We start from the raw sequence: 25,354 nt of genomic DNA, 5'->3' as shown, positions 1-25,354 counted from the left end.
TGCGCGTCCAATTGGACGCGCGGCGCTCTAATGTCCGCTGCGCGCCGGTTCTCGAAACCACCACCATATGACTCGCCGGAGCGAATTTCGAAACAGTCTCTAAAGATCCCGCCAGAACGCGCACTCCGCTCCTCAAACCTCAGAACCGGCTGGAACGCTCTTCCGGTTGAGGCGACTTCAGACCCTGGCAAGAGCATTGCGGATCGCCCGGAAGTCGCGCGGCGGTCTCCAGCGCGACAAGCGAGGCTGTCATGGAGAGATTGGGCAGCACGTCCTCCTGCAGCAATTTCTGGCGGTTGCGGTCCATATAGTCGTTGAAACCCGCCGTGACGAATGCACAGGGCACGAAGCAGGCGCCGATCTCGCGCGCCAGGGTCGCCTCAGGGGCGATGGAGTGGTTGAGCACGTCCGCCCCCATGCCGCGATAGGCCAAGGCTTCGGCCGGCGTTGTCAGCCGCGGCCCATAACAATGGGCAGCGACCAGCTGCTGTTCGATGCCATGCACGCGGCATTCGGCCGGCCAATGGCGGCGGGCCGTCTCGACCAGAACCGCCGCACATCTTGGACATACGATCTGCTTGCCCGAACAGTCAAAGCTCTGGCGGTCCGGAAGCAGTGAAAACGGGGTCTGCGTCAGTTCGATGATATCGGCGGGCACCACCATGTCGCCGGGCTGGATCGCCTTGTTGACGGCGCCAACGGTCGAGCAGGCGAGGACCTGCCGCACCCCCGCTTGCATCAACACCCAGAACGCGCGGCGATGGCAGGAATGGTCGATATGGTCGCGGGGATTGCCGTGCGAATACATGCACAACGCCCGCTTTGCTCTGCCTTCGGCTGAAATCGAGGCATCGAACTCGAGCAACTTCCAGTTGTCGGAACGACCGAAAGGCGTTTCAAAACTCATGTCGCGCCGCAGCGTGCGCACGCCCTCGACCCCGACGTCTTCCGGGAAGGCAAGCCCCCAGTTTGCCGACCCGGTGATGATGGCCAAGCCTAGCTGAGGTATGTCAGTCGATCGATCCGCCGGAGCACCGGCTGCGTGATGATTTTGGGGCATGCTTCCAGTCTCGTCAGGATTTTTGGCTCAGTCAGGATTTTTGGCGAAGCGCCACGATCACGACGACGACCACAACAATAGCGGTCCACAATGTCGAGATCGCCGCGATGGTCGGATCGATCTGATCGCGCAGCGAGATGAACATGAGCTTCGGCATCGTGCTGTTGCGACCACTTGCGATGAAGATCGAAATCACGGACTCATCGAGCGACGTCAGGAAGGCCATCAATGTCGCCGACAACAGGCTGAGCCGAAGTTGCGGGACGATTATCTCGCCAATAGCCCTGGCCCAGTTCGCGCCGAGGCTGCGCGCCGCCTGAACCTGGTTCCAGTCGAAACGAGCCAGGGCGGGCAACAACACGATGCACGCCACCGGTACGGCCAGCACCACATGTCCGACCAGCACACCGAACAGCGTTCCGACCAGGCGTTGCGCCGCCAGCACAAAGAAGAGGCCGATCGCCAGCAGGATCCCCGGGGTGACCGAGGGGGTGAGCAGGATGCTCTGGATGGACGCTGCGGTCTTGCCGCCCAGCCGATTCATCGAGATGCAGGCGAGCAGCGCAAAAGGCACCGCGATCAGCGCCGTCAATGTCCCGAGGATCAGGCTGGTCCTGAGTGCAGCCATCCACGTCGCCGAGCCGAAAAAATTCTCGTACCAGCGCAACGAGTAGGCGTGCGGCGGAAACTCGAGGAGGCTAGACGCCGAAAACGAAAGCGGCACCACCACGAGCGTCGGCAACATCAGAAATGCCATGACCAGAGCAGCAAAGCTCCACAGGACAATGCGGGCGAGCCGGTTTTGCGGATAGGCTTCAAGCATGGGCGGCTGCCACCGTGTTCTGGGCCAGCAGGCGGCGTGCCGCCAGCAGCATCACACCGATCAGCGCCATCAGAACGAGGAGCAGAATGCCCAGGACGCTTGCCGACCCCCAATCCTGAAAGGTCGATAGCGCACGCTCGATCCGGGTAGAGAGAGGATTTACCTTGCCGCCGCCAAGCACCGCCGGCGTGATGAAAAAACCGATGGAATAGATGAGCACGATGACCGAACCCGAGAAGATGCCGCCGGCCGAAAGCGGCATGATGACGGTGCGGATGACCTGCCCGAGCGTGGCTCCCATGCTCGCTGCCGCGCGAACGAGGTTTGGGTCGATATCGCGCATCGCGGCGTAAACCGGCAGCAGAAAGATCGGCAGCATGTAGTGAACCATGCCGATCAGCGTCCCGGTAAAATTATAGACCAGCGGAAAAGGCTCCGCCGTCAGGCCCGAACCAGTCAAGGCCGCGTTGACCAGGCCATCACGCCGCAACAGCACGAGCCAGCCATAGGTGCGCACCAGGATAGCGGTCCACAACGGCAGCATGACGAAGGCCATCAGCAAATTGGCCACCCTTGGCCTGGCGCTGGCCAAGGCGAGTGCCAGCGGCGTGCCCAGAAGAATGCAGATCGCCAGCGTGCCGAGGGACAGTTCGAGGGTGGTGACGAGCGCCGACCATGTCAGTCCGCTCGACAGCACTTTGGCGTAGTTGCCGACAGTGTACTCGCCGCCTGTGGTCAAAAAAGATTGCCGGATGATCCAAAGGATGGGCAGTATCGCCGCCAGTCCAACGATGAACAGCGCCGGCAGCGAAAGCGAAAGAAAAAACCGCCGCTCGCGGCGCGCATCTGCCAGCAGCGCTGGATCCGCGGTGACGGTCACGCCAGCGCTCCCGGTATGGCGTGAACCTTCGCTGCTGGTGCATAGGCGGTCATCCGCTGACCGGCGGCAAGCTCGGCGCAGCCGCCGGCCAGCGCTGCCGGAATGCAGACAAGGACCTCCTGGCCACCGTCAAGCGCCAGCGTCAAAAGCCAGTTCTCGCCGCGGAACGCCTTGGCGCGCAGTATTCCTTCGAGAGCCACTGCGTCTGCCCCGGCGAGCTTGGCATCAAGATGGAAGCTTTCGGCGCGAATCATCAGGGTCTCGCGTGACGCTTCGGCGCCATCGATCCTGCGCACCGAGCCCGGCGCCACGATGTTGGCCTCGCCCATGAACTCGGCGACGAAGCGGGTCGACGGACGATCATAGATCCGCTGCGGCGTATCGATCTGCTGGATGCGGCCAGAATTCATCACCGCAATCCGGTCGGACATGATCAGCGCTTCGCGCTGGTCGTGGGTCACATAGATTGTGGTGATGCCCAGGTCATCGTGCAGACGCCGGATCTCGTACTGCATGATTTCGCGCAGATTCTTGTCGAGCGCCGACAGCGGCTCGTCCATCAGCATCACGCGCGGCTCGAAGACGATTGCCCGCGCCAATGCCACCCGTTGACGCTGGCCGCCGGACAGTGCGGCAACATTGCGCTCCGCCAGGCCATCCAGCTTGACGCGGGCCAGGGTGGCAAGCGCCCGCTGACGCGCCTCCGCTCTCGGCGTCTTGCGCAGCGCCAGCGGATACGCGACATTCGCCAGGACATTCATGTGGGGAAACAAGGCGTAATTCTGGAATACGATGCCGATGTCGCGTTTGTTGGGCGCCAGGCGGGTGATGTCGCGATCGCCCAACAACAGCCTGCCGGAATCCGGCCGGACAAAACCGGCCAAAGCCATGAGCAGCGTGGTCTTGCCCGATCCCGATGGCCCCAGCAGCGTCAGGAATTCGCCAGCTTGAATGTCGAGCGAGACATCATCCAGCGCGACGTAGGACCCGTAAGCCTTGCTGACGCTGTCGATGGTGATCGGGAGCGACTTCATCATCTGCTCCAGCCTTGTCAGCCGAGGCTCAGCGGGCCATCATCTCGTCGAAGGCTTGTTGGGCAGCCTCGCCGTTCTTGACCCACCATTGTGAATTCGAAAACACCGAGGTGCCGGCATTTTCAGGCGCGGTCGCAAGCGTCTTCAGACGGTCCTCGGGAATCAGGCCACCCTCATAGGCCGCAGGATTGACCGGGCCGTAGGCGATGAAATCGGTCAGCTTCGCAACACGCGCGGGCTGCGTCATCGCTGCGATGAGCTTCATCGCGGCTTCCTTGTTCGGCGCGCCCTTCGGCACCCCGAGGCAGTCCGTGCCGATGACCGAACCCTTGAACGTGTAGTCTGCCGCGCCGCCATCCTTTTTCACGGTCTCTGCCCGGCCGTTCCAGGTAACGACCAGATCCGCCTCACCGTCCTTCAGCAGCTGCGCGGACTGGGCTCCCGAGGTCCACCACACGGCGACATCCGGTTTGATCGCTTCAAGCCGCTTGATGGCACGCTCCAGCCCTTCCGGCGTGCTGAGCACGGCATAGACGTCCGCCGGCGCCACGCCATCGGAGAGAAGCGCGATCTCGATCGAGTCCTGCGCATTGGCGCGCAATGCGCGGCGGCCCGGGAATTTGGCAACGTCCCAGAACTCGGCCCAGGTCTTCGGCGGGTTGTCGCCATAGGTCTTGGTGTTCCACGACAGGACGGTGCCATAGGAATCGAACGGATAGCAGTAGTCGGACGCGGCACCCTCGGGCACGGATTTGGCATCGATGATCTTGTAGTCGAGCGGCTCGAGCAGCGATTGTGCGGCGGCCTGCGCGCCTTCCGGCGAGCCGAGGTGGATAATGTCGGTCGCAATTGCCCCCGAGGTGACCTGCATCTTCAAGGCGGCCAGGCCGTCGCTCAGGGTCTCCTCGCGGACATCATAGCCAAGCTCTTTTGCAGCAGGGCCCCACATGGCCTCTTTCATGGCGTTGCCATAATCGCCGCCTGCGGTCGTGATGGTGAGTGTTTGCGCGTGGACGGGCACCGCAGCCGAGATGGCGAATGCTGTTAAGGAAATGCGCAGCCAGGACATAGGTTCTCCTCCCCAACGTCATCAAATATTGCCTGAAATGGCCATTTATTCGTAATCGTAACGTTACGATTGCATCAGAACACGCAGGAGTCAAGCTGCTTGCCACGGGCGTTCGGATTGACCGGGATGTCGAATCCGGTAACGTTATGGCGGTCAGCAAGTCAGCCGGCGCTTTCGCAAATGAAGTCGGGCGAACAATGGCCAATCTAAAGCAGATCGCGGCGGAACTTTCCCTCTCGGTGACCACGGTGTCCCGCGCTCTGAAGGATGGGCCGGAAGTGCAGCCCTCGACCATTGCCCGCGTCAAGGAGGCGGCCAAGCGGGTCGGCTATCTGCCAAACCATCATGGTCGTGCGCTCAAGACCGGTCGAACGCTGACGCTGACGGCCGTACTCCCGATGGAGACCCGAGACCATCTGTCCGATCTGTTGAAGCTGCCTTTGATCGAAGGCATGACGCTGGCGGCGCGAAAAGCCGGTTATAGTCTGTCCATCTATTCCACCACGCCCGACGACGATCCCGTCGAGAGCGTTCAGCGGCAGCTTCAGGCGCGCAGCACAGACGGACTGATCATCACACGCCTGGTGTCGGGTGATCCGCGCGTAAAACTGCTGCTGGATCAACGCATGCCATTCGTCGCGTTTGGAAGAACCGACCTGGATACCGCGTATCCTTATGTCGATGTCGACAATGAACAGATTGCCTACGAGGCAACCCGACGGCTCATGGACAAGGGCTGCCGACGCATTGCACTGCAACTTCTGGTTCCTGAGGATCAGGCGAGTGCCATGCGTTTTTCCGGCTATGCAAGGGCAATGGCCGAGGCCGGCATTGCGATCGACCAAGCGCTGATCGGTCATGGCATGTTCACCATGGAATCGAGCGCAGCCTGGTTCGATCGCTTGCTGGCTTGCTCAGATCCGCCGACAGGCTTGGCATGCGCCAACGAACTCGGCCTTCTGGGGGCGTTGCACGCTCTTGGCAAAAGAGGTCTTGCGCCGGGGAGCGACGTCCACATCGTCACGCGTGACAGCACGCGGCTGGCACGCTTCCTGCCGGCAAAGATCGAAGTTCATTCCGTCGATATGGCGGCTGTCGGACGCAAGCTTGTCGAAGTCCTGGAGAGCCGGATCATCAATCCGCTTGGGCCGGTGGAGACAATTTTGCTCAAGGGTGAATTCGAGCCGGCCGAATAGCCTGTTCGCATACTCAACCACTGATTGTATCAGCCGCATTTCTGTGGCGTCAAAGCGATTCCGCCTTGGCTGTAAAAATGCTCTGGACGTCACTCGGCCGGGGCCGTACCGACCTGGCCGGCGACTTCCTGATCCAGCTCGGCCAGGAAATCCACGATGCGGGCCGCATTGTCGCCAAGGTCGTAGCGGCCGTAACGCGAGGCCGAACGCATGTCGACGAGGACCGCATCGCCATCGTCGGTCACACGGATGGCGACGTCGGCGGGAAGGCTGAGGATGAAGCTCCTGGCCAGGGCGTTGATCGTCACCTCGCTTTGCCCGATCGCACGCGGAAACGGCGCCGCAAGCTGCCAGTCCCGACGACCGAGCACGGTTTCGACGGCTTCCAGGACCCGATCGAAAGGCAGATTGTAGCTGCGTCCGGTGACCAGCGGATAGGTCTCGGTCTGCAGCCGCCGCTCGCCCGGGGTCGGCGGCGAAAGCGCGTTCATATCCCCGGTCCGGGTGCTGGTGTCGAGCACCGGCGGATCATCGAAATCCGTCGAGATGTCCCTGAGCGGTGGAGAAGTCGCTGCCCAATAGGCGGCAATGCCAAAAGGAACAAGCACCAGCAATGCCAGCACCGCGCCGACGGTGAGATCGCGACCGCCACGGTCGCCGAAATTCCAAATTCTCGAAAAGGCAAGGCCGGCGAACAACAGCGCAAAGGCGGCAAGCAGCGCGACAATGCCGAGCACCCAAAGGAAAGCCGGCGTTTCAACAAGCTGATAGCGGTGGCCGACGAGAACGGTCAGCAGCAGGACCGCCGAAAAAGCGCCTGTCCGCCGCGACCACCCGGCCGCCCTCGACGTCTGTCGCTCGGGAGTTTTCATCATTTTCAGCACTGCTTCACCCCGAACCGGCGCTTAAGCCGTTCAGCGGCGGCTTGAAGGCGAAAGACGTCATGTCAGTCAGTCCGTCGGCAGGCGATAGTCCCTGAACTGCCGGCGCAAGGTTGTCTTCTGGATCTTGCCGGTAGCGGTGTGGGGAATCTCGCCGACGAAGGCGACGTCATCCGGCATCCACCACTTCGCCACCTTGCCGTCCATGAAGGCGAGGATATCCGTCTTGGTCGGCTCGCGGCCCGGCTTGCGGACGACGACAAGCAACGGCCGTTCGCCCCATTTCGAATGTTGGATACCGATGGCGGCCGCCTCCGCCACATCCGGATGAGCGACCGCGAGATTCTCGAGCTCGATGGTCGAGATCCATTCGCCGCCCGACTTGATGACGTCCTTGGCGCGATCGGTGATCTGCATGTAGCCGCCTGGGTCGATATGGGCGACATCACCGGTATCGAACCAGCCTTCTTCATCGAACTGTTCGGATCCGATGCCGCCATAATAGGCACGCGCGACGGCCGGTCCGCGGACTTTCAGGCGCCCGAATGTCCTGCCGTCCCAAGGCAGTTCCTTGTCGTCGTCGTCGGTGACCTTCATTTCGACCCCGAAAGGCGGAAAACCCTGCTTGCCCTGGACGTCGAGCCGGGCTTCGCCCTCAAGCCCGGCATAGCCCGGCTTCATGGTGCACAGCGTGCCGAGCGGCGACATTTCGGTCATGCCCCATGCATGGATGACCTCGACATCGTAATTGCCCTGGAACTTTGCCGTGATCGCACGCGGGCAGGATGAGCCGCCGATAACGACCTTGTTCAGATAGGGAAGTTTCTTGCCGGTCTCCTCCAGGTACTGCAGCAGCATCAACCACACTGTCGGCACGGCGGCGCTGAACGTCACCTTTTCGGTGTCGAGCAACTCGTAGATCGAGGCGCCGTCCATCTTGCAGCCAGGCATGACCAGCTTGGCGCCGATCATCGGGCCGCTCTGGCCAAGGCCCCAGGCGTTGGCGTGGAACATCGGCACAACCGGCAGTATGGTGTCGCGCGAGGAGAGGCCCATCGCATCGGGCATCGCCGCAATCATGGCGTGCAGCACGTTCGAGCGATGGCTGTAGAGGACGCCTTTCGGATCGCCTGTCGTGCCCGAGGTGTAGCACATGCCGGCGGCGGTGTTTTCATCGAACGTCTTCCAGGTGAAGGCGCCGTCGGCTTCGTCAAGCCATTCCTCATAGGCAACAGCATTCGGCAGCGCCGTCTGCGGCATGTGCGCCTTGTCGGTCAGCACGATCACCTTTCTGAGCGATTTGACCGCGCCGGCGATCTTTTCAAGCAGCGGCATGAATGTCAGATCGACGAAGATCGCCTTGTCCTCGGCATTGTTCATGATCCAGGCGATCTGCTCGGGAAACAGGCGCGGATTAAGCGTGTGATAGATCGCGCCGACACCCATGATGCCGTACCAGGCTTCGATGTGGCGCGCCGTGTTCCAGGCCAATGTGGCGATGCGGTCGCCAAGCCCAAAGCCATCACGCTCGAGCCGCTCAGCGACCCGCAAGGCGCGGCGATGAATTTCGACGTAAGTGGTCCGGACGATCGGGCCCTCGATCGAGCGCGACACAATCTCGCGTTCGCCGTGCTGCCTGGCTGCATTGTCGATAAGCTTGTGGCAAAGCAGCGGCCATTCCTGCATCAGTCCGAGCATTCTTCTCCTCCCATTGGTTTTCGTTCCCCCACTGGTTTTCGCTCCATTGTGGGACGAACACGCGGATTGTCCAGCCATGACCGGGCAGAAGCAGCCCATTGTTCGAAAAGGCAGGGAAAACCGCCACAATCCGGCCATTGTCGACATTAACTTTGATTAATGGTAGGGGTGTGATTGGCGAATGAAAGAGGTTCGCATGGACGCGCAGCTCGACGACAAAGCTCTCGAAGATTCGCTTGCCGAAAGCCTGGCCGATTTGGTGCCGGACGCCAAAACCGTTTCCGAGGACGAATTCGTCGAAGTCGTCGGCGGCGCCCTTGAGGCGGTCGGCGGCACGCTGCTGTTCAAGATGTGCGTTCAGAACGAAGGCGAAAGCCAGCACGTCGCCGCGGCTTGCGTCGGCGATGGCGGCAACCGCCAGTTCCTGCTTCTTACCCTGCCGACCGGCGGTGGTGCGCTCAAGGTCGAAACCGCGTCGCGAAGCACCAATCCTGTCGCCGGTATCGCCGCCGCCTATGCCGGGCTGATGGACGCCTTTCAGGCTGCCGCCTGATCGGTCATCAGCCCTGATCGGTCATCGGCCCCTGATCGGTCATAGCCAAGCTCGATTTGACGAGAGATCCGGCAACGCCAAAAGGCGATGGAGCCCCCGCATTCGACAGCGCCCTTGCACAGCGGGCACACCCTACACACCTTAGGTCGTGCAAGGAGAACCGTCATGGACCAGACCGCCAATCCGTCACCCGGCTTTCAGCGCAACCCGGATAAAGTCATTACCATCGAGCCGTACAGCGGAACTGTGACCGTACGCGCCGGCGACGCTGTCATTGCCTCGTCCAGGAGGGCCAAGCTGTTGACCGAATCCCCCTACCCCGGGATCCTCTACATTCCATTCGAAGACATCGATTTCGACCAGCTTCGCAAGACGGACTCGTCGACTCATTGCCCGTTCAAGGGCGATGCGAGCTATTGGAGCGTGCTGCCTGCCGCGGAAGCAGGCAAGGATGCGATGTGGGCCTATGAGCGGCCTTTCGACGAGATGATCGAAATCCGCGATCACGGCGCGTTCTATCCCAACAAGGTGACGGTCGAAGCCAAACCAGCCTGAGCCGGGCCAGCCTGAGCAGGGCCAGCCTGAGCAGGGACGGCTCGCGGCCTGTCCCGCCGATCATTGGGTGGCACGGCCGATGCCGGCCCCCTTACCCGCGACCGTTCCTTGCAGCCTGCACCGCCGCCTGCGCGGCAGCCAGCCTGGCGATCGGCACGCGATAGGGCGAGCAAGACACGTAGTCGAGGCCGATCTCCTCGCAGAAATGGATCGACGCCGGATCGCCGCCATGCTCGCCGCAGATGCCGAGCTTGATATCCGGCCGCGTTGCCCTGCCTTTTTCGGCCGCCATCCGCACCAGTTCGCCGACGCCCTCGATGTCGAGCGACACGAACGGATCCTGCTCGATGATGCCCTTCTGGCGATAGGTTTCCAGGAACGAGGCCGCATCGTCGCGTGAGATGCCAAAAGTGGTCTGGGTCAGATCGTTGGTGCCGAAAGAGAAGAATTCGGCCGCCTCGGCGATGGCCTGGGCGCGGATCGCGGCGCGCGGCAGTTCGATCATCGTTCCGGTAAGATAGGTGATCTTGACGCCGGTTTCCTCCATCACGCTCCTGGCGACGGCATCGATCCGCAGCTTGACGTAGTCGAGCTCCTTCACCAGGCCGACCAACGGCACCATGATTTCCGGGACCACCAGCGCGCCGGCCTTCCTGCCGGCTTCGACGGCGGCCTCGAAAATGGCGCGCGCCTGCATCTCGGCGATTTCGGGATAGGAAACCGCAAGCCGGCAGCCGCGATGGCCAAGCATCGGGTTGAATTCGTGCAGGGCTTCGGTGCGCTGCCTGAGCTTGTCGGGCGACAGGTTCATGGCGGCGGCGACTTCGGCCACCTCTTCCTCGGTCTTGGGCAGGAATTCGTGCAGCGGCGGATCGAGCAAGCGGATCGTCACCGGCAGGCCGGCCATGATCTCGAACAATTCGAGGAAATCCGAGCGCTGCATGGGCAAGAGTTTTGCGAGCGCCATTCGCCGGCCCTTTTCCGTGTCGGCCAGGATCATCTCGCGCATGGCAACGATGCGGTCGCCCTCGAAGAACATGTGCTCGGTGCGGCAAAGCCCGATGCCTTCGGCGCCGAAGGAACGCGCCATGCGCGCGTCGAGCGGCGTTTCGGCGTTGGTGCGCACCTTCATGCGGCGCACGGCATCGGCCCATTCCATGATGGCGGCGAAATCGCCCGAGAGCTCCGGCTGCAGCATTGGCACGGCGCCTTTCAGCACCTGGCCGTTGCCGCCGTCGATGGTGATGATATCGCCCTTGCGGAACGTCGACCCCATCGCCATCAGCGTGCCGGCCCTGTAGTCGACGCGCAGCGAGCCGGCGCCCGACACACAAGGCTTGCCCATGCCGCGCGCCACCACCGCCGCGTGGCTGGTCATGCCGCCACGCGTGGTCAGGATGCCTTCCGCCGCATGCATGCCGTGGATGTCCTCGGGACTGGTCTCGATGCGCACGAGAATCGCCTTGCGGCCTTGCGTCTTGAGCTCTTCGGCATCGTTGGAGGAAAAGACGATCTCGCCGGTGGCCGCCCCCGGAGATGCGGGCAGACCGATGCCGATGACATCGCGTGCCGCCTTCGGATCGATGGTCGGATGCAGCAACTGGTCGAGCGAGGCCGGATCGATGCGGGCGACCGCCTCCTCCTTTGAAATGAGCTTGTCGCGCGCCATTTCGACGGCGATTTTGAGCGCCGCCTTGGCGGTGCGCTTGCCGGACCTCGTCTGCAGCATCCACAATTTGCCGCGCTCGATGGTGAATTCGAGATCCTGCATGTCGCGGTAGTGCTTTTCCAGACGGTCGGAGATGGTGACAAAAGACTGGAAGGCTTCCGGCATCAGCTTCTGCAGCGACGGCTTGTCGGAGCCGGCGGCAATGCGCGCCGCCTCGGTGATGTTTTGCGGCGTGCGGATGCCGGCGACGACATCCTCGCCCTGCGCATTCACCAGGAACTCGCCATAGAGCATCTTTTCCCCGGTCGACGGATTGCGGGTGAAGGCGACGCCGGTGGCCGAGGTCTCGCCCATATTGCCGAAGACCATGGCCTGGACGTTGACCGCGGTGCCCCAGCTTTCGGGAATGTCGTGCAGGCGCCGGTAGGTGATGGCGCGGTTGTTCATCCAGCTCGAAAACACGGCGCCGATCGCACCCCAGAGTTGCTCGTTCGGATCTTGCGGAAACGGTTTGCCGAGTTCCTCCTCGACCTTGGCCTTGTAGAGCGCGATCACGCCCTGCCATTCGATGGCGCTCAGTTCGGTATCGAGTTCATGGCCGAGCCCGCCCTTCTGGTCTTCGAGGATTTCCTCGAACACCTCATGGTCGAGGCCCATGACGACATCGGAATACATCTGGATGAAACGCCGGTAGCTGTCATAGGCAAAGCGGGCGTCGCCTGAATCGGCGGCCAGCGCCTCGACCGTCTCGTCATTCAGGCCGAGATTGAGCACGGTGTCCATCATGCCGGGCATCGAAGCGCGGGCACCGGAACGCACCGACACCAAAAGCAGTTTCGAGGGATCGCCGAAGCGGCGCCCGGTCAGCCGGCCGATATGATCCAATGCGACCGCGACGTCCGCCTCCAGCGAGGCCGGGTAGGTGCGGCCGTTGGCGTAGTAGGCGTTGCAGACGTCGGTGGTGATGGTGAACCCCGGCGGCACCGGCAGGCCCAGGCTGCACATTTCGGCCAGATTGGCGCCCTTGCCGCCCAAGAGGTTCCTGTCGCCGGCACGGCCTTCTGCAGCGCCGTCGCCAAAGGTGTAGACCCATTTGGTCATGCTTGCTCTCCGGTTGCAGGAGATTGAAAAGATTGACGAAGCCGAAGTTCCGCCGTGTCCCTGCACGAGCGATATGATGCTGCAGTGCGAAAGGCAAGCCGTCGGCAAGCCAGCCGGCTTCTACAATCGATTAAGAAAAAGCGATAACAAAAAGACTTGCGGCTCGACGGCCGGTTGAAGAGGACAAAACAGGAACTAGCGATAACGCCATGTGACTGACCGGAGAACTCGAAACGCTGGGCGCCGTCGAAAATGCCGGCGGCACGTCGAGCCGATCTTCTCATTCCCCGGCAGGCGGTTCCCACGTCGATCCGGCCGGCAGTGAAATGGCGGTTGGGGTGAATAGATGCCATCGCCCGACAGCAGGCGATGATATGCGACGCCAATCTGCGGGGACCGGTGAATCAGTTCCGCGCACTTGCCGTTCTCGGCCATTCTCGGCATTGAGCTTTCCGTCGGCTCGTCCTATAAGGCCGCGCGCAGCGGGCATATTCCCCGCTGTTGGGGCGTAGCCAAGTGGTAAGGCATCGGTTTTTGGTACCGACAATCCCAGGTTCGAATCCTGGCGCCCCAGCCATCATTATTTTATATGGCAAAATCAGCTACTTACAGAGATTTCAATTTCTTGATGTAGGGCAGTCCAGGTCACCTGCTTAGGTGCCATTCGACCGCGCCAGGATCAGCGGGAAGGCCCTCGATAAAATCGCCATTGAGAGGCTGGAACTGCTTATGGATTTCGCGAAGTGGTGTCGCCCAAACCTTGCCGCTTTTCCAGTCCGCGACACGGTGGAGAACGGCGCTGCTCCGCCTAATGGTTTAAAGCTGCCGTTGATCAAAGGGAGATCAGAATGCGCGCAGTCGTCGTATTGGGTTTAATTATTTGCGCCGGCACTGCACGGGCTAGCGAATTAGAGGTTCTTCTCAGCGAGAAAATTGGAGGCTGCTTAGTCATTCCGGTCGATATCGCGACGCCGTTCAAAATGACTTTTGAGGTCACGCTGGATAAAGCCGACAAGGCACAGACTGTTGCTGTGGTCGCTTACGAGCCTCACTCAGAGTCGATGGCGAAGGCTGCTCCGATCCTTGCACATGGCGTGAAACGGTGTTGGCCGCCGGGAATCAAAACAAATCCAGTTCGATTCACATTTTCGATGGACGAATAGCACCCAGAATTTCCGTGCTTGTATGCAATTAATGGCTATGAGCCGAGCAATTTGAGCTTGTCCCACCAAATAAACTGTTCGCCCATCGAGGTCCGCAACTGGGCTTTAGTGGTAATCCCGCTGGCGCCGATTGGTGAGCTTTTGAAATCAGGCCAAGCTATGATAACGCGTGATAAGTAGGGCGAATTGACTGCAAGAAGAGGGGAAACGTTTGAGCCGCATTTTGGTAACGGTCATCGCAGGAATCTGCTTCACAATATCGACTGCTTCGGCCGGGCAGGGAGAGCAAAACATCAATTACTTGGCACGTATGGCAGATGGCAAATTGCATCGGGCTGCAGAAATTTCAGGTAACATCTATGGCCTATTGAAAAGGTGCCCGGCGCTGAGACCAAGCGAAAGTGGAAAAGCCATGATGGCTGTCCCCCTCCTGTTGAACGAGGCGCTAGATAAACACTTGGCGCCTCCCGCTAAATTCGAACGAGCTGTCCGTGTGTTTAATGGCGCTTACCGTAAGGCTCTTCTGAGTAAAGTTAGTTGCAAGGCCGGGAAGGCCAAGGACCCAGATAGTTACCGGTAGATGTCCGCCTTGGGGCCAATCCATATCGCGAGAATTATTATGGCCGCAGGGCAGCGAAGCGTGCCGGCGTTGGCTGCCCGGCTTTCAAGAAATTCGGGAGCAGACCCCAATTTTCAGGTGCCCATTGTGGCAAGCTCTTCATCGACTGTTGCTTGATACTTCGTCAGAGCCCCTCCGGCGTCTCGCTTTGCCAAAATCCTTGGCCTCGATAGGCGCAAAGCCTTTGTCACGAGCGATCCATATTGCTTGACCGGGAGCGGCCTACGTACTGCCATGGGGCTCCGAGTCTCGCCAGGATTGATCCGTCCGCCGCATATCAGTTCATTGGCCAGACGATCATAAGCATCGGCACGGCAACAATGACGACGAGGAACGACAGCGGCAGTCCCAGGCGCGGATAGTCGCTGAAACGGTAGCCGCCCGGCCCCATGACGAGCGTGTTGCACTGGTGGCCTATCGGGGTGAGGAAATCGCAGCCGGCGCCAATGGCGACTGCCATCAGAAATGCTTCCGGCCTGTAGCCGAGATCGCCGGCAAACGCGGCGGCGATGGGCGCCATGACCAGAACGGTGGCGGCATTGTTGAGGAATGGCGTAACGGCCATGGCGGCGACAAGGATGAGCGTCAATGCGCCGGGCGCCGGAAGAATGGTCCCCAGTTTGGCAAGCTCGCCGGCAATGACGCCTGTCGCCCCTGTACTGCGTAGCGAATCGCTCACCGGAATGAGAACGGCAAGCATGACGAGGATTGGCCCATCCAGCGATTGGTAGACGTCCCGGACCGGGATGACCTTGAAAAGCACCATCGCGACCGCGGCCGTAAAGAAAGCGACGGAGACCGGGAGCAGCCCGAGCGCAGTCGCCACCATGGCGAGAGCAAGGATTGCTACCGGCACAACACCTTTGCGGACGCTGCCAAGCAGGATAGCCCTTTCTGCCAGCGGCAGGCAGCCGAGTTCACGCAGTATCTCGGGTATCGTCGCTGCATTGCCCTGCAGCACGATGACGTCGCCCAGCCTCAGCTGGATTTCGGCCAGCCTGCGGTCGGGGCGCTCGCCGTGACGGCTGACAGCCAGGAGGTTGACATTGAAGCGGTGATAGAGGGCAAGGCGCTGGGCCGTCCAGCCGATCAACGGGGAGTTTTCACCGATGACGGCTTCGATAGCGACCAACTCGCCGGCCGTATCATCCCCGCCGGCCCTGCTGCCCGTAACGCTGAGCTTGCCCTGGGAGACAAGGCGATCCAGCGCCCCTGGGTCGCCCTCGAGCAGCAGAATGTCGTGCATCTTGAGGACAACGTCGGGCAGTGGCGTCATCCGCATGGTCCGGTTGCGCAGGATCGACGTCACGATAGCATCGCCGCCGGAAAGTTTCATGAGGTCTGCGACGGTTTTGCCGAGCACAGTGGAATCGCGGACAATGCGGGCCTCTGTCAGGTAATTCTTGATATCGATAGCTTCATTCACCGACCCGCCGAGCTTTTCGCGCACCGGCAGCAGCCAATAGAAAAACACCAGGAAGATCGTTCCGGCGGCGGCCAGGGCGGCTCCAACAGGCGTAAAATCGAACATTGTGAAGGCGGTGCCGGTCAGTTCCTCCCGCACCCGCGACACAACGACATTGGGAGATGTCCCCACCTGCGTCATGAGTCCACCGAGCAGCGACCCGAACGCCATAGGCATCAGGAATATCGACGGTGAAACGCTCGACCGGCGCGCGAACTGGAAAGCTATCGGGATCATGATCGCGAGCGCACCGATATTCTTTACAAAGGCAGACAGGATCGTGACCACGATGACCAGCAGCGCCAGTTGCGAGCGAACACCCGACAGGTTCGGAGCGAAACGCCTGATGGCGACTTCCATGATGCCCGAGCGTGCGATGCCTGCGCTCACCAGCAGGGCACTGCCGACAATGACCACGATATCGTCGCTGAACCCGCTGAAGGCCTCGTCAAAAGGCACGATGCCAACCGCGAGTGCGGACAACAGTGCCGCGGCTGCAACCAGATCATATCGATACCGACCCCATACGAGCGCCGCCATCATTATGAAGATAACGGCGAACGACAGAATTTGCGGCGTAGTCATGTCTTCGGATGCCCCGCCGCTTGTGCGGCTGATCAGAACGGCCAAACCGCCCTTTTGTTGCTTTCGCTGGTCACGGCTTTGCTAGCACGGTTCCGTGCTTGCCAATAAGCCCGTGTCGAGCAATGTTCCTGACTCTCGCTGCCATGGTCCTGGGGCGGCGCCTTTCAACCTGGCCGGCGGCTGGCCGTTCCGACTTTATAGCGATGGCTGTCATTCTCGCTAGTGCGCGCTTTGCAATGTTCGGCCGCGATCGACCCGCCGCTCTCCGCAACCATGCGATACACCGCCTCCACCCCGCCGACGATGTGATCGCGCGTGCGCACATAGTCGACGCAGGAGTCCCGCATCGTCCACAGCGATTGGAACTCGCGCGGCGACTGCGAGACCACCGCATCCTCGGCACTTCCAGCCCTTCCATGAGGCTCGCCGAAAAGCGTTCGATGGCCTAAAGCTGGTCGAATTGACGGCCGTGCAAGGGAGAGAACACAAATGACCGCGCCCGCCATAAGCCGCTTCCCCGTTCCCGAGATCGCCGGCCTTCCCGACGACATCCGCGAACGGATACTCGCCGTGCAGGAGAAGTCGGGATTCGTGCCCAACGTCTTCCTCGTGCTTGCACATCGGCCGGACGAGTTCCGCGCCTTCTTCGCCTATCACGACGCGCTGATGGACAAGCCCGGCCCGATCACCAAGGCCGAGCGGGAGATGATCGTCGTGGCCACGAGCAATGCCAATCAGTGCCAGTACTGCGTGGTCGCCCATGGCGCGATCCTGCGCATTCGCGCAAAGAACCCGCTGATCGCCGATCAGGTGGCCACCAACTACCGCAAGGCCGATATCACCCCGCGCCAGATGGCGATGCTCGATTTCGCCATGAAGGTTTCCGCGCGCGCCTACGAGGTCGGCGACGCGGACATCGCGGACCTCAAGATGCATGGCTTCACCGACGAGGACGCCTGGGACATCGCGGCCATCGCCGCCTTCTTCGCCATGTCAAACCGGCTGGCCAACGTCACCAGCATGAGGCCGAACGACGAGTTCTACGCGATGGGGCGCTGACCATGCCGAAGGGATACAAGGACCTGCTGGCCGACGCCGATGCGGTCGTCCGCTCGGTCGAGGCAGCGGACATGGCGACCATTCCCGACGGCGTTGTCATGGTCGACATCCGGGATCCGCGGGAACTGGAGCGCGAGGGCATGATCCCCGGCGCGTTCCATGCGCCGCGCGGCATGCTCGAATTCTGGATCGACCCGGAAAGCCCCTACCACAAGCCGATATTCGCCGAGCCCAGGACCTTTGTGTTTTACTGCGCGTCCGGCTGGCGCTCGCTGCTCGCCGCCAAGGTCGCGCAGGAGATGGGACTTGACGCGCGCAGCCTGCGCGGCGGCTTCTCGGAGTGGAAGAAGCGCGGCAATATCGTCGCCGAGAGACCGAGGAAGGACAGCTAGGCTCGACGACCGGCACGCCCTATGGGGCCAGGCCGACACGGTAGCGTTCGGCGACCCGCCAGAACCAATCCTGGTCGAGATCGATCTCGCGTGCCGCCTCCGCGATTGCATCTGCCGATCGCTCGAACAGCGCGTAGCAGACTTCGGCGTCGTCATGCCTGGCATGGTAGGCAATTCCATCAGCGCCAATTGGATGACCCGACAATGCGGCCGACCAAACCTGCGGCACGTCGTAGGGCAGTCCGCCATGGGCGACTTCTGCGGTCGCCCCAAGGCGGGCGAGACCGGGCCCGGCAAGCCGGATCAATTTCAAGTCTCTTTGGACGATGAGGCGAACGTACGCCTTCCGCTGCAGCAGATCCGCGTCGATGAGCGTGTGCCCAGGAGTTCGCAGAAACGTCTCGGCGAACGCGCCGTTGATCTCCTTTGCGGCGTAGAGAACCCCATAGGAGGCGTCGGGAGCATTGAACCGCCCTTCGGTCGACCTGTCGAAGAAGATCGGCTCCCACTTGGCCGTGTAGAAGCGGTGAACCTCCTGCCCTGCCGGTAGCTTCACCAGTTCGGGCAGGCGCCTGTCCAGGTCTGCGGGAGGAAGTGGCCCGCTCACGCCCCCTGCTCACCGTGCCGCCTCGCGGCTTCAAGCACGAGCTCGATCTGGCCGGATTTGAGAAGCTGGATGGGTTTGCGATTGCCCAGCCTTGCATCCGGCTGGGAAAGGAAGTTGAGCACCGCCCAGGAATTGCTGGTCTGCAAAGCCTCACGAACGGCTTTAAGCCCGGGTACAACTGTGCCGTCGCGGTTGAACTGCAGCGTCGGGTAGCTGCGACGGTTGCTGGGGCCGGGAACGGCAAGCAAGGAGCCGTCCTGCACTCGCTTGTCGATCGCCTGCCGGGAGACGCCGTGCAACAGGGTGCGGACCTGATCGAGGTCATAGGCACCGCCTGCGTCGCGCAGATCCTGCTGTGCAATACGGACACCTTCAAGCATCGCGCGGCTGCGCGCGTCAGGCTCGAATGCGGACCTGTCCACTAACGGCTTGCGCTCGACCTGAGCATGCTGCGGGGCTCGCTCGACAACCTCGGTGATGCGAACCACACGACCGCGCACCGACTTCCTGATCGCGCTGACGGACTCCGGTTTTCCGGACACGATCGCCACATGTGCGCCGGCCGGCAGCTTGAACCCGGACAGCGCCTTGATCGGGTCACCCTTCATCGTGAACATTGTCAGCACGCCCGGGCCCCCTGTCTTCCCGGTGACGGCCGGTGCCTCGGCTCGCGTTTTGTCTGCCATGGGTTCTGCCTCCTGACGAGACAATATGGCGCTGCGAGCAACTTTGTCAACCTTGACAACCTTGACAAGTTTCAATCTTGCCAAGCTTTGCACCTTCCGTCCCGCCAGGGCGAGGTTGTATCAATCTGGAATAGCCGCTCGCTGCCGGGAAAATTGCACCATCTCGAGCCGCATGTGGCCCTGCGCAGGCTGGCGTGCTCCACTGCCGCTGAGCGCGTCACCCATCACCATCAACGCGATCGCACCCGGCTATCTCGCGTGGACCCAGCAGATGGTGGAGCGAACTTGACGAAGCGGGACCAAAATCATCAAGGCGCGCGATCGGTCAGCGCGCTTGCACCTTCCTCCGCGGCGCAATGTGCGCAGCAGTAGATGATGTCATCTTGTTCGACACCATGTCCGATGATCCGGCACCCGCAATGCGGGCAGAGCGGCGCAAGTTTCTGGATCGCGCATTCGAAGCTGTCGAACGTATAGCTTTCCTCAGCCAGCGTCACTTCGAAAGCCTTGTCGTAGTCATTCCCGCATTGATCGCATCTGGCCATGGTTCTTTTCCTCTTCTTCATTGGTTCAAACTCGACCAACCCGCCGCATGGCGATAAGGTTCCCGGCAGGATCGTAGAGTCCTGCCAAGCAGGAGAGTCTTGCTAAATAAACAGGAGACCGGCCCGAGCAGCCTCACGCGCGCCGTTCGATCAAGCGGATCACCTCCTCGATGTCGCGCGGCGCGATGTCGAGTTCCTTCAGGCCCGGCGCGCCGATTGCGGCCACATTGTCGTGCCGCATAAGATCGACCTGGTTGCGCGTTATCGGCGCTCCCGGAAGGAGTTCCGCGACGCCGGCCAAGGCGTCCCACGCCGCAAACGGCACCGGCATCAGCCTGATGTGGGCATCGAGCTGTCGGGCGATCTCCCGCAGCAGTTCCTTATAGGTGTAGATGCGCGGGCCGCCGAATTCGAATATCGATGAGCCCTTGTGGTTTCGCCCGCTGATCAGCCGGCTGACTGCGTCTGCGACGTCTTCCACATAGACCGGCTGAAGCCGTGTGCCGCCATCGCCGAACAGCGGATAAACCGGCAGGAGACGTATCAGCCTGACAATCGTCGTGAGGAAAACGTCGTCAGGTCCCGTCATGACGGCGGGACGCGCAATGATGGCGCCGGGAAATGCGCTCGCCACCGCCTCTTCTCCGCGCCCACGTGCCCTGATGTAGTTCGAATCCGATTGAGGATCGGAGCCGATCCCCGAAATCTGGACGAACCGGTCGACCCCGCCAGCGCGCGACGCGGCGGCAAGTTCAGCTGCGGCTTCCACATGCACGCGCTCAAACGTCTGGGCGCCCTGCTCGACGTAGAGACTGACGGCGTTCACGATCGCTTGTGATCCGGCAATGGCCGTGCCGATCGAGGACGCATCCAATATGTCCGCCTCGACGGCTTCGGGCGGCCTTGCCGTCGAGGAAAAAACCTGGCCCACACGAGCCGGGTGGCGGGATGCGGCGCGGACCGTGAAACCCCTTTCCAGGAGCCGCTTCACGATCCGGCGCCCGAGAAAACCTGTCCCGCCGAACACAGTGACGATCCGTTCTGTGTTGAGATCGTCAGGATCCATTTGCCTCGCCATCCCTTGGCTTTGCGTGCCCGCCGAGCGCCTGCCGCAAGGATCGCCTCTGGCCGGCGTATAACCCAGCCCCTTCGAACATCGGGACGGTTGGAGAACAACGCAGGAACGTTTTTTGTTCCAGTCGGCACCGGGTTCGATCGAGAGACGGCCGATGTCGCTGTGGGCGCGAGTGTTCGACGCTGGGTTGCCATGCTGTCCGTCTCATCCCCAGCCTCCATCCGCTCGTAATAAAACCGGACAACTCACGTGCTATCTAATCCGGACAACTCGTGTGCTTACGACACTGTCGTTCGGCCCCACTTGCCTCGCTTTGGCTGCTCCTGTATGAAAACCGCCATGACCAACCGCGCCACCTCCGTCGCTTCCCGTCAGACCGGCTTTGCTGGCGAGACCGTGCGCGCGCTTGCTTCCGCTCTGCTGCTTCTCGGCCTTATCGGCGATCGCCGGGTTCGCTGAAGGAGCGCCCGGCGGTCGAACCGCCGCTCACGCGCATGCTCCTTGGCCAGTCTCAAAATTGGGCCAGTCCCAAAATTGGCAAGTCACATCTAGCGAATGAACATCTGATAAAGGCGCCGCTCGGCACCAAATCCGCCTGAAGGCGGATCCCGCGAGCCGCCGGGAGAGACGACAATGAACGCACGAGAAGAGATCCGCTCAGACAGCGGGGAGATGGGCCAGGATGCCCGGGCCATGCCGGGGGCAGCCCGGGGCATGCCGGGGGCAGCCCGGGGCATGCCGGAGGCAGCCCGGGGCATGCCGGAGGCAGCCCGCAAATACCAACCCTACCCGACCGTCGGTCTCACCGACCGGGTCTGGCCTTCGAAAGTCATCGACAAGGCGCCGATCTGGTGCTCGGTCGACCTGCGCGACGGCAACCAGGCGCTGATCGATCCGATGGGCCACGAGCGCAAGGCGCGCATGTTCGCCCTGCTCCTCGATATGGGCTTCAAGGAGATCGAGATCGGTTTCCCGTCGGCCTCGCAGACCGACTTCGATTTCGCCCGCTGGTGCATCGAAGAGGGCAATGTATCAGACGATGTCTCGCTGCAGGTGCTGGTGCAGTGCCGGCCGGAACTGATCACCCGCACTTTCGAGGCGCTGCAGGGCGCCACCAACCCGATCGTGCATTTCTACAATTCGACCAGCGAACTGCAGCGCCGCGTCGTCTTCGAGAAGGACGTCGCCGGCATCAGGCGGATCGCCACCGATGCGGCCAAGATGATCACCGACATGGCAGCGAAGGCCGGCGGCTTCTATCGCTTCGAATATTCGCCGGAGAGCTTTACCGGCACCGAGCTCGAAGTGGCGCTGGAAATCTGCAACGCCGTCACCGAAATCATGAAGCCGACGCCGGAAAACAAGCTGATCATCAACCTGCCGTCCACGGTCGAGATGTCGACACCCAACATCTATGCCGATCGCATCGAATGGATGTGCCGCAATCTCGACAACCGCGAGAACCTGCTCATTTCGCTGCATCCGCACAATGACCGCGGCACCGGGATCGCCACCACCGAACTCGGCCTGATGGCGGGCGCGGACCGCGTCGAAGGCACGCTGTTCGGCAATGGCGAGCGAACCGGCAATGTCGACATCGTCACGCTGGCGCTCAACATGTACACGCAAGGCGTCGATCCCGAGCTCGACTGCTCCGACATCAACCGGATGAAGGACGTCTACGAATATTCGAACCAGTTGAAGATCCCCGAGCGGCATCCCTATGTCGGCGAGCTCGTCTACACCGCCTTTTCCGGCTCGCACCAGGATGCCATCAACAAGGGCATGAAGGCGTTGCGCAAGGCCAACACGCCGTACTGGGAAGTGCCCTATCTGCCGATCGACCCGGCCGATGTCGGGCGCAACTACGAGGCGATCATCCGCATCAACTCGCAGTCCGGCAAGGGCGGCATCGCCTATGTGCTGCAGGCGGACTACGGCCTCAATCTGCCGCGCAACCTGCAGATCGAGTTCAGTCAAGCGATCCAGGCGATCACCGACGCCGAAGGCAAGGAGGTGCCGGCCAAGCGCATCTACGAGCGCTTTCTCGAAACCTACGTCGATCAGCCCGACGCGCGGCTGAAATTCCTCGACCACCACACTTATCCCGATATCGAGATCAAGGGGCGGCGCGCGGTGGAGGCGATCATCCTCGACAGCGGCAAGGAGGTGACGATATCAGGCTCCGGAACCGGCCCGATCGACGGCTTTGTCGACGCGCTGTCGCGCCATGTCGGCGTGCCGATGTCTGTGCTCGACTATTCGGAGCACTCCATGCAGCGCGGCTCGAATGCCTCGGCCATCTCCTATGTCGAGATGGAGCATCCCGGCGGCAAGCTGTTTGGCGCCGGCATCAACACCAATATCGTCGCCGCTTCGCTGGAAGCCGTGGTTTCCGCCGCCAATCGCATCGTCGGCCGAAAGGTCGACTAGAGCAATTCCAGGAAAAGTGCGTAGCGGTTCTCCGTCCGGAATTGCGTAAAACAAATGCTTGATGCATGTCGCGCAAAAGCATGCCCTCGGGCTTGAACCGAGGGTGTGCAGCGGTTTTGCGATAACGACATGCATAAAACAACAACCTAAAGCGCGTCGCGTGAGGCCGGTCAAATGCGACGCGCTTTAGAGCGGTTCGGCGGTTCTATCAAAAAGCTGAACCGCTCCAGACCAGATGTCGAAAGCTATGAGCTGGAGCAAGATGAGCCCGGATGGTATCATCCTGCTCCAGTCTTTCGCACCATTAACCACTGGAAAATTATCCGGTGTGGTACGCGATCGCATAATGGATGCATGCTTGTATGGCAGTGCAGGCGCTATATGATTGCGTCTTAACCTGTGCCGACTTCGAGAGGATCGACACTTGCAGCATGCCACGCCTGCCGCCCCCGCAGTGCGCGAGACGCTGGAGCGATTGCTAGCCAGCGAAACGTTCGGGAGATCCGAACGAGCGCGTAAGCTGCTTCGCTATCTGGTCGAGCGCGAGCAGGCAGGCGAAGCCGACAAGCTCAAGGGCTTTTCCATCGCGATGGATGTTTTCGGCAAGGACGGCGATTTCGATCCGTCGACCGACGCCGTGGTGCGGGTGCAGGCGGGCAGGCTGCGCGAGCTTCTGCAGCATTACTTTGCCAATGAGGGTGTTGCCGAGCCGATCCGCATTGCCATTCCGCGTGGCGGCTATGTTCCATCCTATGAACTCAACGCGATCCGCCTGCCGGTCGAGCCGGCGTCGGCGGAACACGTCGAAGCGGCGGCCACCTTGCCGGAATCGCCCGAAGAACCCGGCATGGCCGCACCTGCCGCATCGTCCCCCGTCGTTCGCCAGCCGGCACCCTCGCTGCTGCGCCATCTCCAGTTCTTCTGGCTGGCGATCGCTCTCGTCATCGCCATGCTGGGGGTGCTGATCCTTCGTCAGGGAGGCAGCGCATTGCTGGCCGGAAGCGATGCCGCGCCGACGATTGAAAATGCGGTGGCAACCGGCAGCATTGCGCCATGGGCTCCGGCTGAAAGCCTTCCGCTCGTCTACATTGCGGTGAAAACCAACAGTGCCTCGGCTGCCCGCGTCGCCGCATCGCTGCGCGCCGGCCTCAGCCGCTTCGACACGGTCAGCTTCATCGGTCGCGATGCTGACGGCCCGCCCGATCCTGTCGCCGATGCGATCAGCTTCGTATTCGATGTCTTGCCGGGGCCAACGGCAGGCGATGTCACGCTGGAGCTTCAAAGCGTCGCGACCGGGCGGGTCCTGCTGTCACGCAACTTGACTGCCGCCGACAGCACACCCTCCACCGTCGAGGACAGTGTCGCCGGCATTTTGAGTTCGGCCGTTCCCGCCTCGGGCGCGATCTACAACTATATCGAACAGAGCGGCCTTCAGACCGGCCTGACGGAATGTCTGCTGCTCAACGACAAATACTATCTCGACCAGGGCGCCAAAACCCATGAGGCTGCCTATCGCTGCCTCGAATTCCTGGTCGATCGGGATGCGAAATCGTCGCTCGTCTTTTCGGAGCTGGCGACCCTGCATCTCGAGGCGGGCACAGATCACTACGCCTATCCAGCCGGCGCAACGATCGAACAGGCGATGTCGCTGGCGCGTCGCGCCGTGCAGATGGGGCCGACCAGCCCCTATGCCCACCGTGCCTATGGCTATCTCAATTCCCGCCTCGGCAATTCGGAGGAATCGATCCGCTGGATGCGCAAGGCCTACGAACTCAACCCTTACGACCTCAGCATGGCGGCAGCTTACGCCTACGGGCTGATTTTCGCCGGCAGGTACAGGGAGGGAACGCCGATCCTTGCTCACGCCGCCGAAACCTCCAGCGCCCATCCGACCTGGTGGGATTACGGGCTTTTCGTCGGCCAGTTCATGGCTGGCGATATGAACAAGGCCGCGCTTGCCAGCGATGCGTTGCAGGCGACGCCGACGAAATCGCACTATCTGGCAGCGCGGCTGATCACTGCCAAGGTCGCCGGCCGCGATCAACTGGCGCACGAACTTCTGGACGAGTTGACTGTCAAGTTCCCGAAATTCGCTGCCGATCCGCGCGCGGCTTTTGTCGAGCGGAGATACCCCGCAGATCTGACCGAGCGGCTGGTCGAGGCTTTGCGTGCCGCCGGGCTCGGCAATGCCAGCTAGTCCTTGCGA

22 protein-coding genes, 1 tRNA gene and 1 pseudogene are annotated in these 25,354 nt (G+C 61.6%); 10 read left to right on the top strand and 14 right to left on the bottom strand.

The features are described 5' to 3' along the window. Positions 1-139 precede the first annotated feature (139 nt). The 5 genes from AC0L17_RS16830 to AC0L17_RS16810 form a co-directional block, all read right to left on the bottom strand. Positions 140-994 carry a phosphorylase family protein gene (locus tag AC0L17_RS16830; protein WP_473516645.1) on the bottom strand — a complete coding sequence of 285 codons (855 nt, stop codon included), beginning with the start codon at positions 992-994 and terminating at the stop codon, positions 140-142. A gap of 97 nt (positions 995-1,091) precedes the next feature. Next, the gene (locus AC0L17_RS16825; protein ID WP_473516653.1) at positions 1,092-1,805 is read right to left on the bottom strand and encodes an ABC transporter permease; all 714 of its coding nucleotides are present in this window, start codon (positions 1,803-1,805) and stop codon (positions 1,092-1,094) included. Positions 1,806-1,875: 70 nt separating this feature from the next. Then, the gene (locus AC0L17_RS16820; protein WP_473516644.1) at positions 1,876-2,763 is read right to left on the bottom strand and encodes an ABC transporter permease; all 888 of its coding nucleotides are present in this window, start codon (positions 2,761-2,763) and stop codon (positions 1,876-1,878) included. Next, positions 2,760-3,797 carry an ABC transporter ATP-binding protein gene (locus AC0L17_RS16815; protein ID WP_473516643.1) on the bottom strand — a complete coding sequence of 346 codons (1,038 nt, stop codon included), beginning with the start codon at positions 3,795-3,797 and terminating at the stop codon, positions 2,760-2,762. The genes AC0L17_RS16820 and AC0L17_RS16815 overlap by 4 nt, the downstream gene beginning before the upstream one ends. 28 nt (positions 3,798-3,825) lie before the next feature. Further along, positions 3,826-4,866, bottom strand: coding sequence for an ABC transporter substrate-binding protein (locus AC0L17_RS16810; RefSeq protein ID WP_473516642.1), 1,041 nt, complete (start codon positions 4,864-4,866; stop codon positions 3,826-3,828). A gap of 146 nt (positions 4,867-5,012) precedes the next feature. Between AC0L17_RS16810 and AC0L17_RS16805 the strand changes: the two are divergent. Together AC0L17_RS16805 and AC0L17_RS16800 are read left to right on the top strand one after the other, a co-directional pair. Then, a pseudogene (locus AC0L17_RS16805) lies at positions 5,013-5,147 on the top strand (hypothetical protein); the annotation flags it as partial. A 159-nt stretch (positions 5,148-5,306) separates the two neighbouring features. Continuing rightward, the gene (locus AC0L17_RS16800; protein ID WP_473516652.1) at positions 5,307-6,062 is read left to right on the top strand and encodes a substrate-binding domain-containing protein; all 756 of its coding nucleotides are present in this window, start codon (positions 5,307-5,309) and stop codon (positions 6,060-6,062) included. Positions 6,063-6,151: 89 nt separating this feature from the next. On the opposite strand, the gene AC0L17_RS16795 is transcribed toward AC0L17_RS16800, so the two are convergent. Then, on the bottom strand, positions 6,152-6,937 hold the full coding sequence (locus AC0L17_RS16795; RefSeq protein ID WP_473516641.1) for a DUF1499 domain-containing protein: 786 nt from the start codon (positions 6,935-6,937) through the stop codon (positions 6,152-6,154). A 75-nt stretch (positions 6,938-7,012) separates the two neighbouring features. Then, positions 7,013-8,641: a fatty-acid--CoA ligase gene (locus AC0L17_RS16790; RefSeq protein ID WP_473516640.1), complete on the bottom strand. Its 1,629-nt coding sequence runs from the start codon at positions 8,639-8,641 to the stop codon at positions 7,013-7,015. Between the two features lie 196 nt (positions 8,642-8,837). Here AC0L17_RS16790 and AC0L17_RS16785 point away from each other — a divergent pair, with 196 nt between their 5' ends. Together AC0L17_RS16785 and AC0L17_RS16780 are read left to right on the top strand one after the other, a co-directional pair. Next, positions 8,838-9,194, top strand: coding sequence for a hypothetical protein (locus AC0L17_RS16785; protein ID WP_023797902.1), 357 nt, complete (start codon positions 8,838-8,840; stop codon positions 9,192-9,194). A 165-nt stretch (positions 9,195-9,359) separates the two neighbouring features. Next, on the top strand, positions 9,360-9,749 hold the full coding sequence (locus AC0L17_RS16780) for a DUF427 domain-containing protein (RefSeq protein ID WP_473516639.1): 390 nt from the start codon (positions 9,360-9,362) through the stop codon (positions 9,747-9,749). Between the two features lie 91 nt (positions 9,750-9,840). On the opposite strand, the gene ppdK is transcribed toward AC0L17_RS16780, so the two are convergent. After that, entirely contained in the window at positions 9,841-12,519 is a 2,679-nt protein-coding gene (gene ppdK / locus AC0L17_RS16775) for a pyruvate, phosphate dikinase (protein WP_473516638.1), read from the bottom strand. A gap of 502 nt (positions 12,520-13,021) precedes the next feature. Between ppdK and AC0L17_RS16770 the strand changes: the two genes are divergently transcribed. Together AC0L17_RS16770 and AC0L17_RS16765 are read left to right on the top strand one after the other, a co-directional pair. After that, positions 13,022-13,096: transfer RNA gene (locus AC0L17_RS16770), tRNA-Gln, on the top strand. A gap of 271 nt (positions 13,097-13,367) precedes the next feature. Next, the gene (locus AC0L17_RS16765) at positions 13,368-13,682 is read left to right on the top strand and encodes a hypothetical protein (protein ID WP_473495364.1); all 315 of its coding nucleotides are present in this window, start codon (positions 13,368-13,370) and stop codon (positions 13,680-13,682) included. An 896-nt stretch (positions 13,683-14,578) separates the two neighbouring features. Here the strand turns inward: AC0L17_RS16765 and AC0L17_RS16760 are convergent. Both AC0L17_RS16760 and AC0L17_RS16755 read right to left on the bottom strand, forming a co-directional pair. After that, on the bottom strand, positions 14,579-16,351 hold the full coding sequence (locus AC0L17_RS16760; RefSeq protein WP_473516637.1) for an SLC13 family permease: 1,773 nt from the start codon (positions 16,349-16,351) through the stop codon (positions 14,579-14,581). Positions 16,352-16,515: 164 nt separating this feature from the next. After that, positions 16,516-16,740 (bottom strand): hypothetical protein, encoded by a 225-nt coding sequence (locus AC0L17_RS16755; protein WP_473516636.1) that lies wholly within the window; start codon positions 16,738-16,740, stop codon positions 16,516-16,518. A gap of 100 nt (positions 16,741-16,840) precedes the next feature. On the opposite strand from AC0L17_RS16755, the gene AC0L17_RS16750 reads away from it, so the two are divergent. Both AC0L17_RS16750 and AC0L17_RS16745 read left to right on the top strand, forming a co-directional pair. Next, positions 16,841-17,410, top strand: a complete 570-nt coding sequence (locus tag AC0L17_RS16750; RefSeq protein WP_128174323.1) for a peroxidase-related enzyme — start codon at positions 16,841-16,843, stop codon at positions 17,408-17,410. Positions 17,411-17,412: 2 nt separating this feature from the next. Continuing rightward, positions 17,413-17,802: a rhodanese-like domain-containing protein gene (locus AC0L17_RS16745; protein WP_287219980.1), complete on the top strand. Its 390-nt coding sequence runs from the start codon at positions 17,413-17,415 to the stop codon at positions 17,800-17,802. 19 nt (positions 17,803-17,821) lie between these two features. Here the strand turns inward: AC0L17_RS16745 and AC0L17_RS16740 are convergent, their stop codons facing one another. The 4 genes from AC0L17_RS16740 to AC0L17_RS16725 form a co-directional block, all read right to left on the bottom strand. After that, positions 17,822-18,409 (bottom strand): RES family NAD+ phosphorylase, encoded by a 588-nt coding sequence (locus AC0L17_RS16740; protein WP_473516635.1) that lies wholly within the window; start codon positions 18,407-18,409, stop codon positions 17,822-17,824. Beyond that, complete coding sequence (locus tag AC0L17_RS16735) at positions 18,406-19,095, bottom strand: hypothetical protein (protein ID WP_473516634.1); 690 nt, start codon at positions 19,093-19,095, stop codon at positions 18,406-18,408. Before AC0L17_RS16735 ends, AC0L17_RS16740 begins: the two co-directional genes overlap by 4 nt. A 308-nt stretch (positions 19,096-19,403) precedes the next feature. After that, positions 19,404-19,640 carry a hypothetical protein gene (locus tag AC0L17_RS16730; RefSeq protein WP_023797920.1) on the bottom strand — a complete coding sequence of 79 codons (237 nt, stop codon included), beginning with the start codon at positions 19,638-19,640 and terminating at the stop codon, positions 19,404-19,406. A gap of 133 nt (positions 19,641-19,773) precedes the next feature. Then, positions 19,774-20,706, bottom strand: coding sequence for a complex I NDUFA9 subunit family protein (locus AC0L17_RS16725; protein ID WP_473516633.1), 933 nt, complete (start codon positions 20,704-20,706; stop codon positions 19,774-19,776). A 765-nt stretch (positions 20,707-21,471) separates the two neighbouring features. On the opposite strand from AC0L17_RS16725, the gene leuA reads away from it, so the two are divergent. Both leuA and AC0L17_RS16715 read left to right on the top strand, forming a co-directional pair. Continuing rightward, the gene (leuA, locus tag AC0L17_RS16720; RefSeq protein ID WP_208602512.1) at positions 21,472-23,148 is read left to right on the top strand and encodes a 2-isopropylmalate synthase; all 1,677 of its coding nucleotides are present in this window, start codon (positions 21,472-21,474) and stop codon (positions 23,146-23,148) included. Between the two features lie 424 nt (positions 23,149-23,572). Beyond that, the gene (locus AC0L17_RS16715; protein WP_473516632.1) at positions 23,573-25,345 is read left to right on the top strand and encodes a hypothetical protein; all 1,773 of its coding nucleotides are present in this window, start codon (positions 23,573-23,575) and stop codon (positions 25,343-25,345) included. Positions 25,346-25,354: the final 9 nt, after the last annotated feature.

Source organism: Mesorhizobium sp. WSM4829 (assembly GCF_055811475.1).
The sequence above is the reverse complement of the archived record's forward strand: the minus strand, read 5'-3'. Positions and strand labels throughout refer to the sequence as shown.

What these genes read in the sequence shown, in the direction of transcription:
- AC0L17_RS16795 (WP_473516641.1), bottom strand. Translation starts at nt 6,937, where the DNA reads ATGATGAAAACTCCCGAGCGACAGACGTCGAGGGCGGCCGGGTGGTCG.
- AC0L17_RS16745 (WP_287219980.1), top strand. Translation starts at nt 17,413, where the DNA reads ATGCCGAAGGGATACAAGGACCTGCTGGCCGACGCCGATGCGGTCGTC.
- leuA (WP_208602512.1), top strand. Translation starts at nt 21,472, where the DNA reads ATGCCGGAGGCAGCCCGCAAATACCAACCCTACCCGACCGTCGGTCTC.
- AC0L17_RS16730 (WP_023797920.1), bottom strand. Translation starts at nt 19,640, where the DNA reads ATGGCCAGATGCGATCAATGCGGGAATGACTACGACAAGGCTTTCGAA.
- AC0L17_RS16825 (WP_473516653.1), bottom strand. Translation starts at nt 1,805, where the DNA reads ATGTTGCCGACGCTCGTGGTGGTGCCGCTTTCGTTTTCGGCGTCTAGC.
- AC0L17_RS16785 (WP_023797902.1), top strand. Translation starts at nt 8,838, where the DNA reads ATGGACGCGCAGCTCGACGACAAAGCTCTCGAAGATTCGCTTGCCGAA.
- AC0L17_RS16780 (WP_473516639.1), top strand. Translation starts at nt 9,360, where the DNA reads ATGGACCAGACCGCCAATCCGTCACCCGGCTTTCAGCGCAACCCGGAT.
- AC0L17_RS16765 (WP_473495364.1), top strand. Translation starts at nt 13,368, where the DNA reads ATGCGCGCAGTCGTCGTATTGGGTTTAATTATTTGCGCCGGCACTGCA.
- AC0L17_RS16810 (WP_473516642.1), bottom strand. Translation starts at nt 4,866, where the DNA reads ATGTCCTGGCTGCGCATTTCCTTAACAGCATTCGCCATCTCGGCTGCG.
- AC0L17_RS16760 (WP_473516637.1), bottom strand. Translation starts at nt 16,351, where the DNA reads ATGACTACGCCGCAAATTCTGTCGTTCGCCGTTATCTTCATAATGATG.
- AC0L17_RS16735 (WP_473516634.1), bottom strand. Translation starts at nt 19,095, where the DNA reads ATGGCAGACAAAACGCGAGCCGAGGCACCGGCCGTCACCGGGAAGACA.
- AC0L17_RS16790 (WP_473516640.1), bottom strand. Translation starts at nt 8,641, where the DNA reads ATGCTCGGACTGATGCAGGAATGGCCGCTGCTTTGCCACAAGCTTATC.
- ppdK (WP_473516638.1), bottom strand. Translation starts at nt 12,519, where the DNA reads ATGACCAAATGGGTCTACACCTTTGGCGACGGCGCTGCAGAAGGCCGT.
- AC0L17_RS16750 (WP_128174323.1), top strand. Translation starts at nt 16,841, where the DNA reads ATGACCGCGCCCGCCATAAGCCGCTTCCCCGTTCCCGAGATCGCCGGC.
- AC0L17_RS16815 (WP_473516643.1), bottom strand. Translation starts at nt 3,797, where the DNA reads ATGAAGTCGCTCCCGATCACCATCGACAGCGTCAGCAAGGCTTACGGG.
- AC0L17_RS16725 (WP_473516633.1), bottom strand. Translation starts at nt 20,706, where the DNA reads ATGGATCCTGACGATCTCAACACAGAACGGATCGTCACTGTGTTCGGC.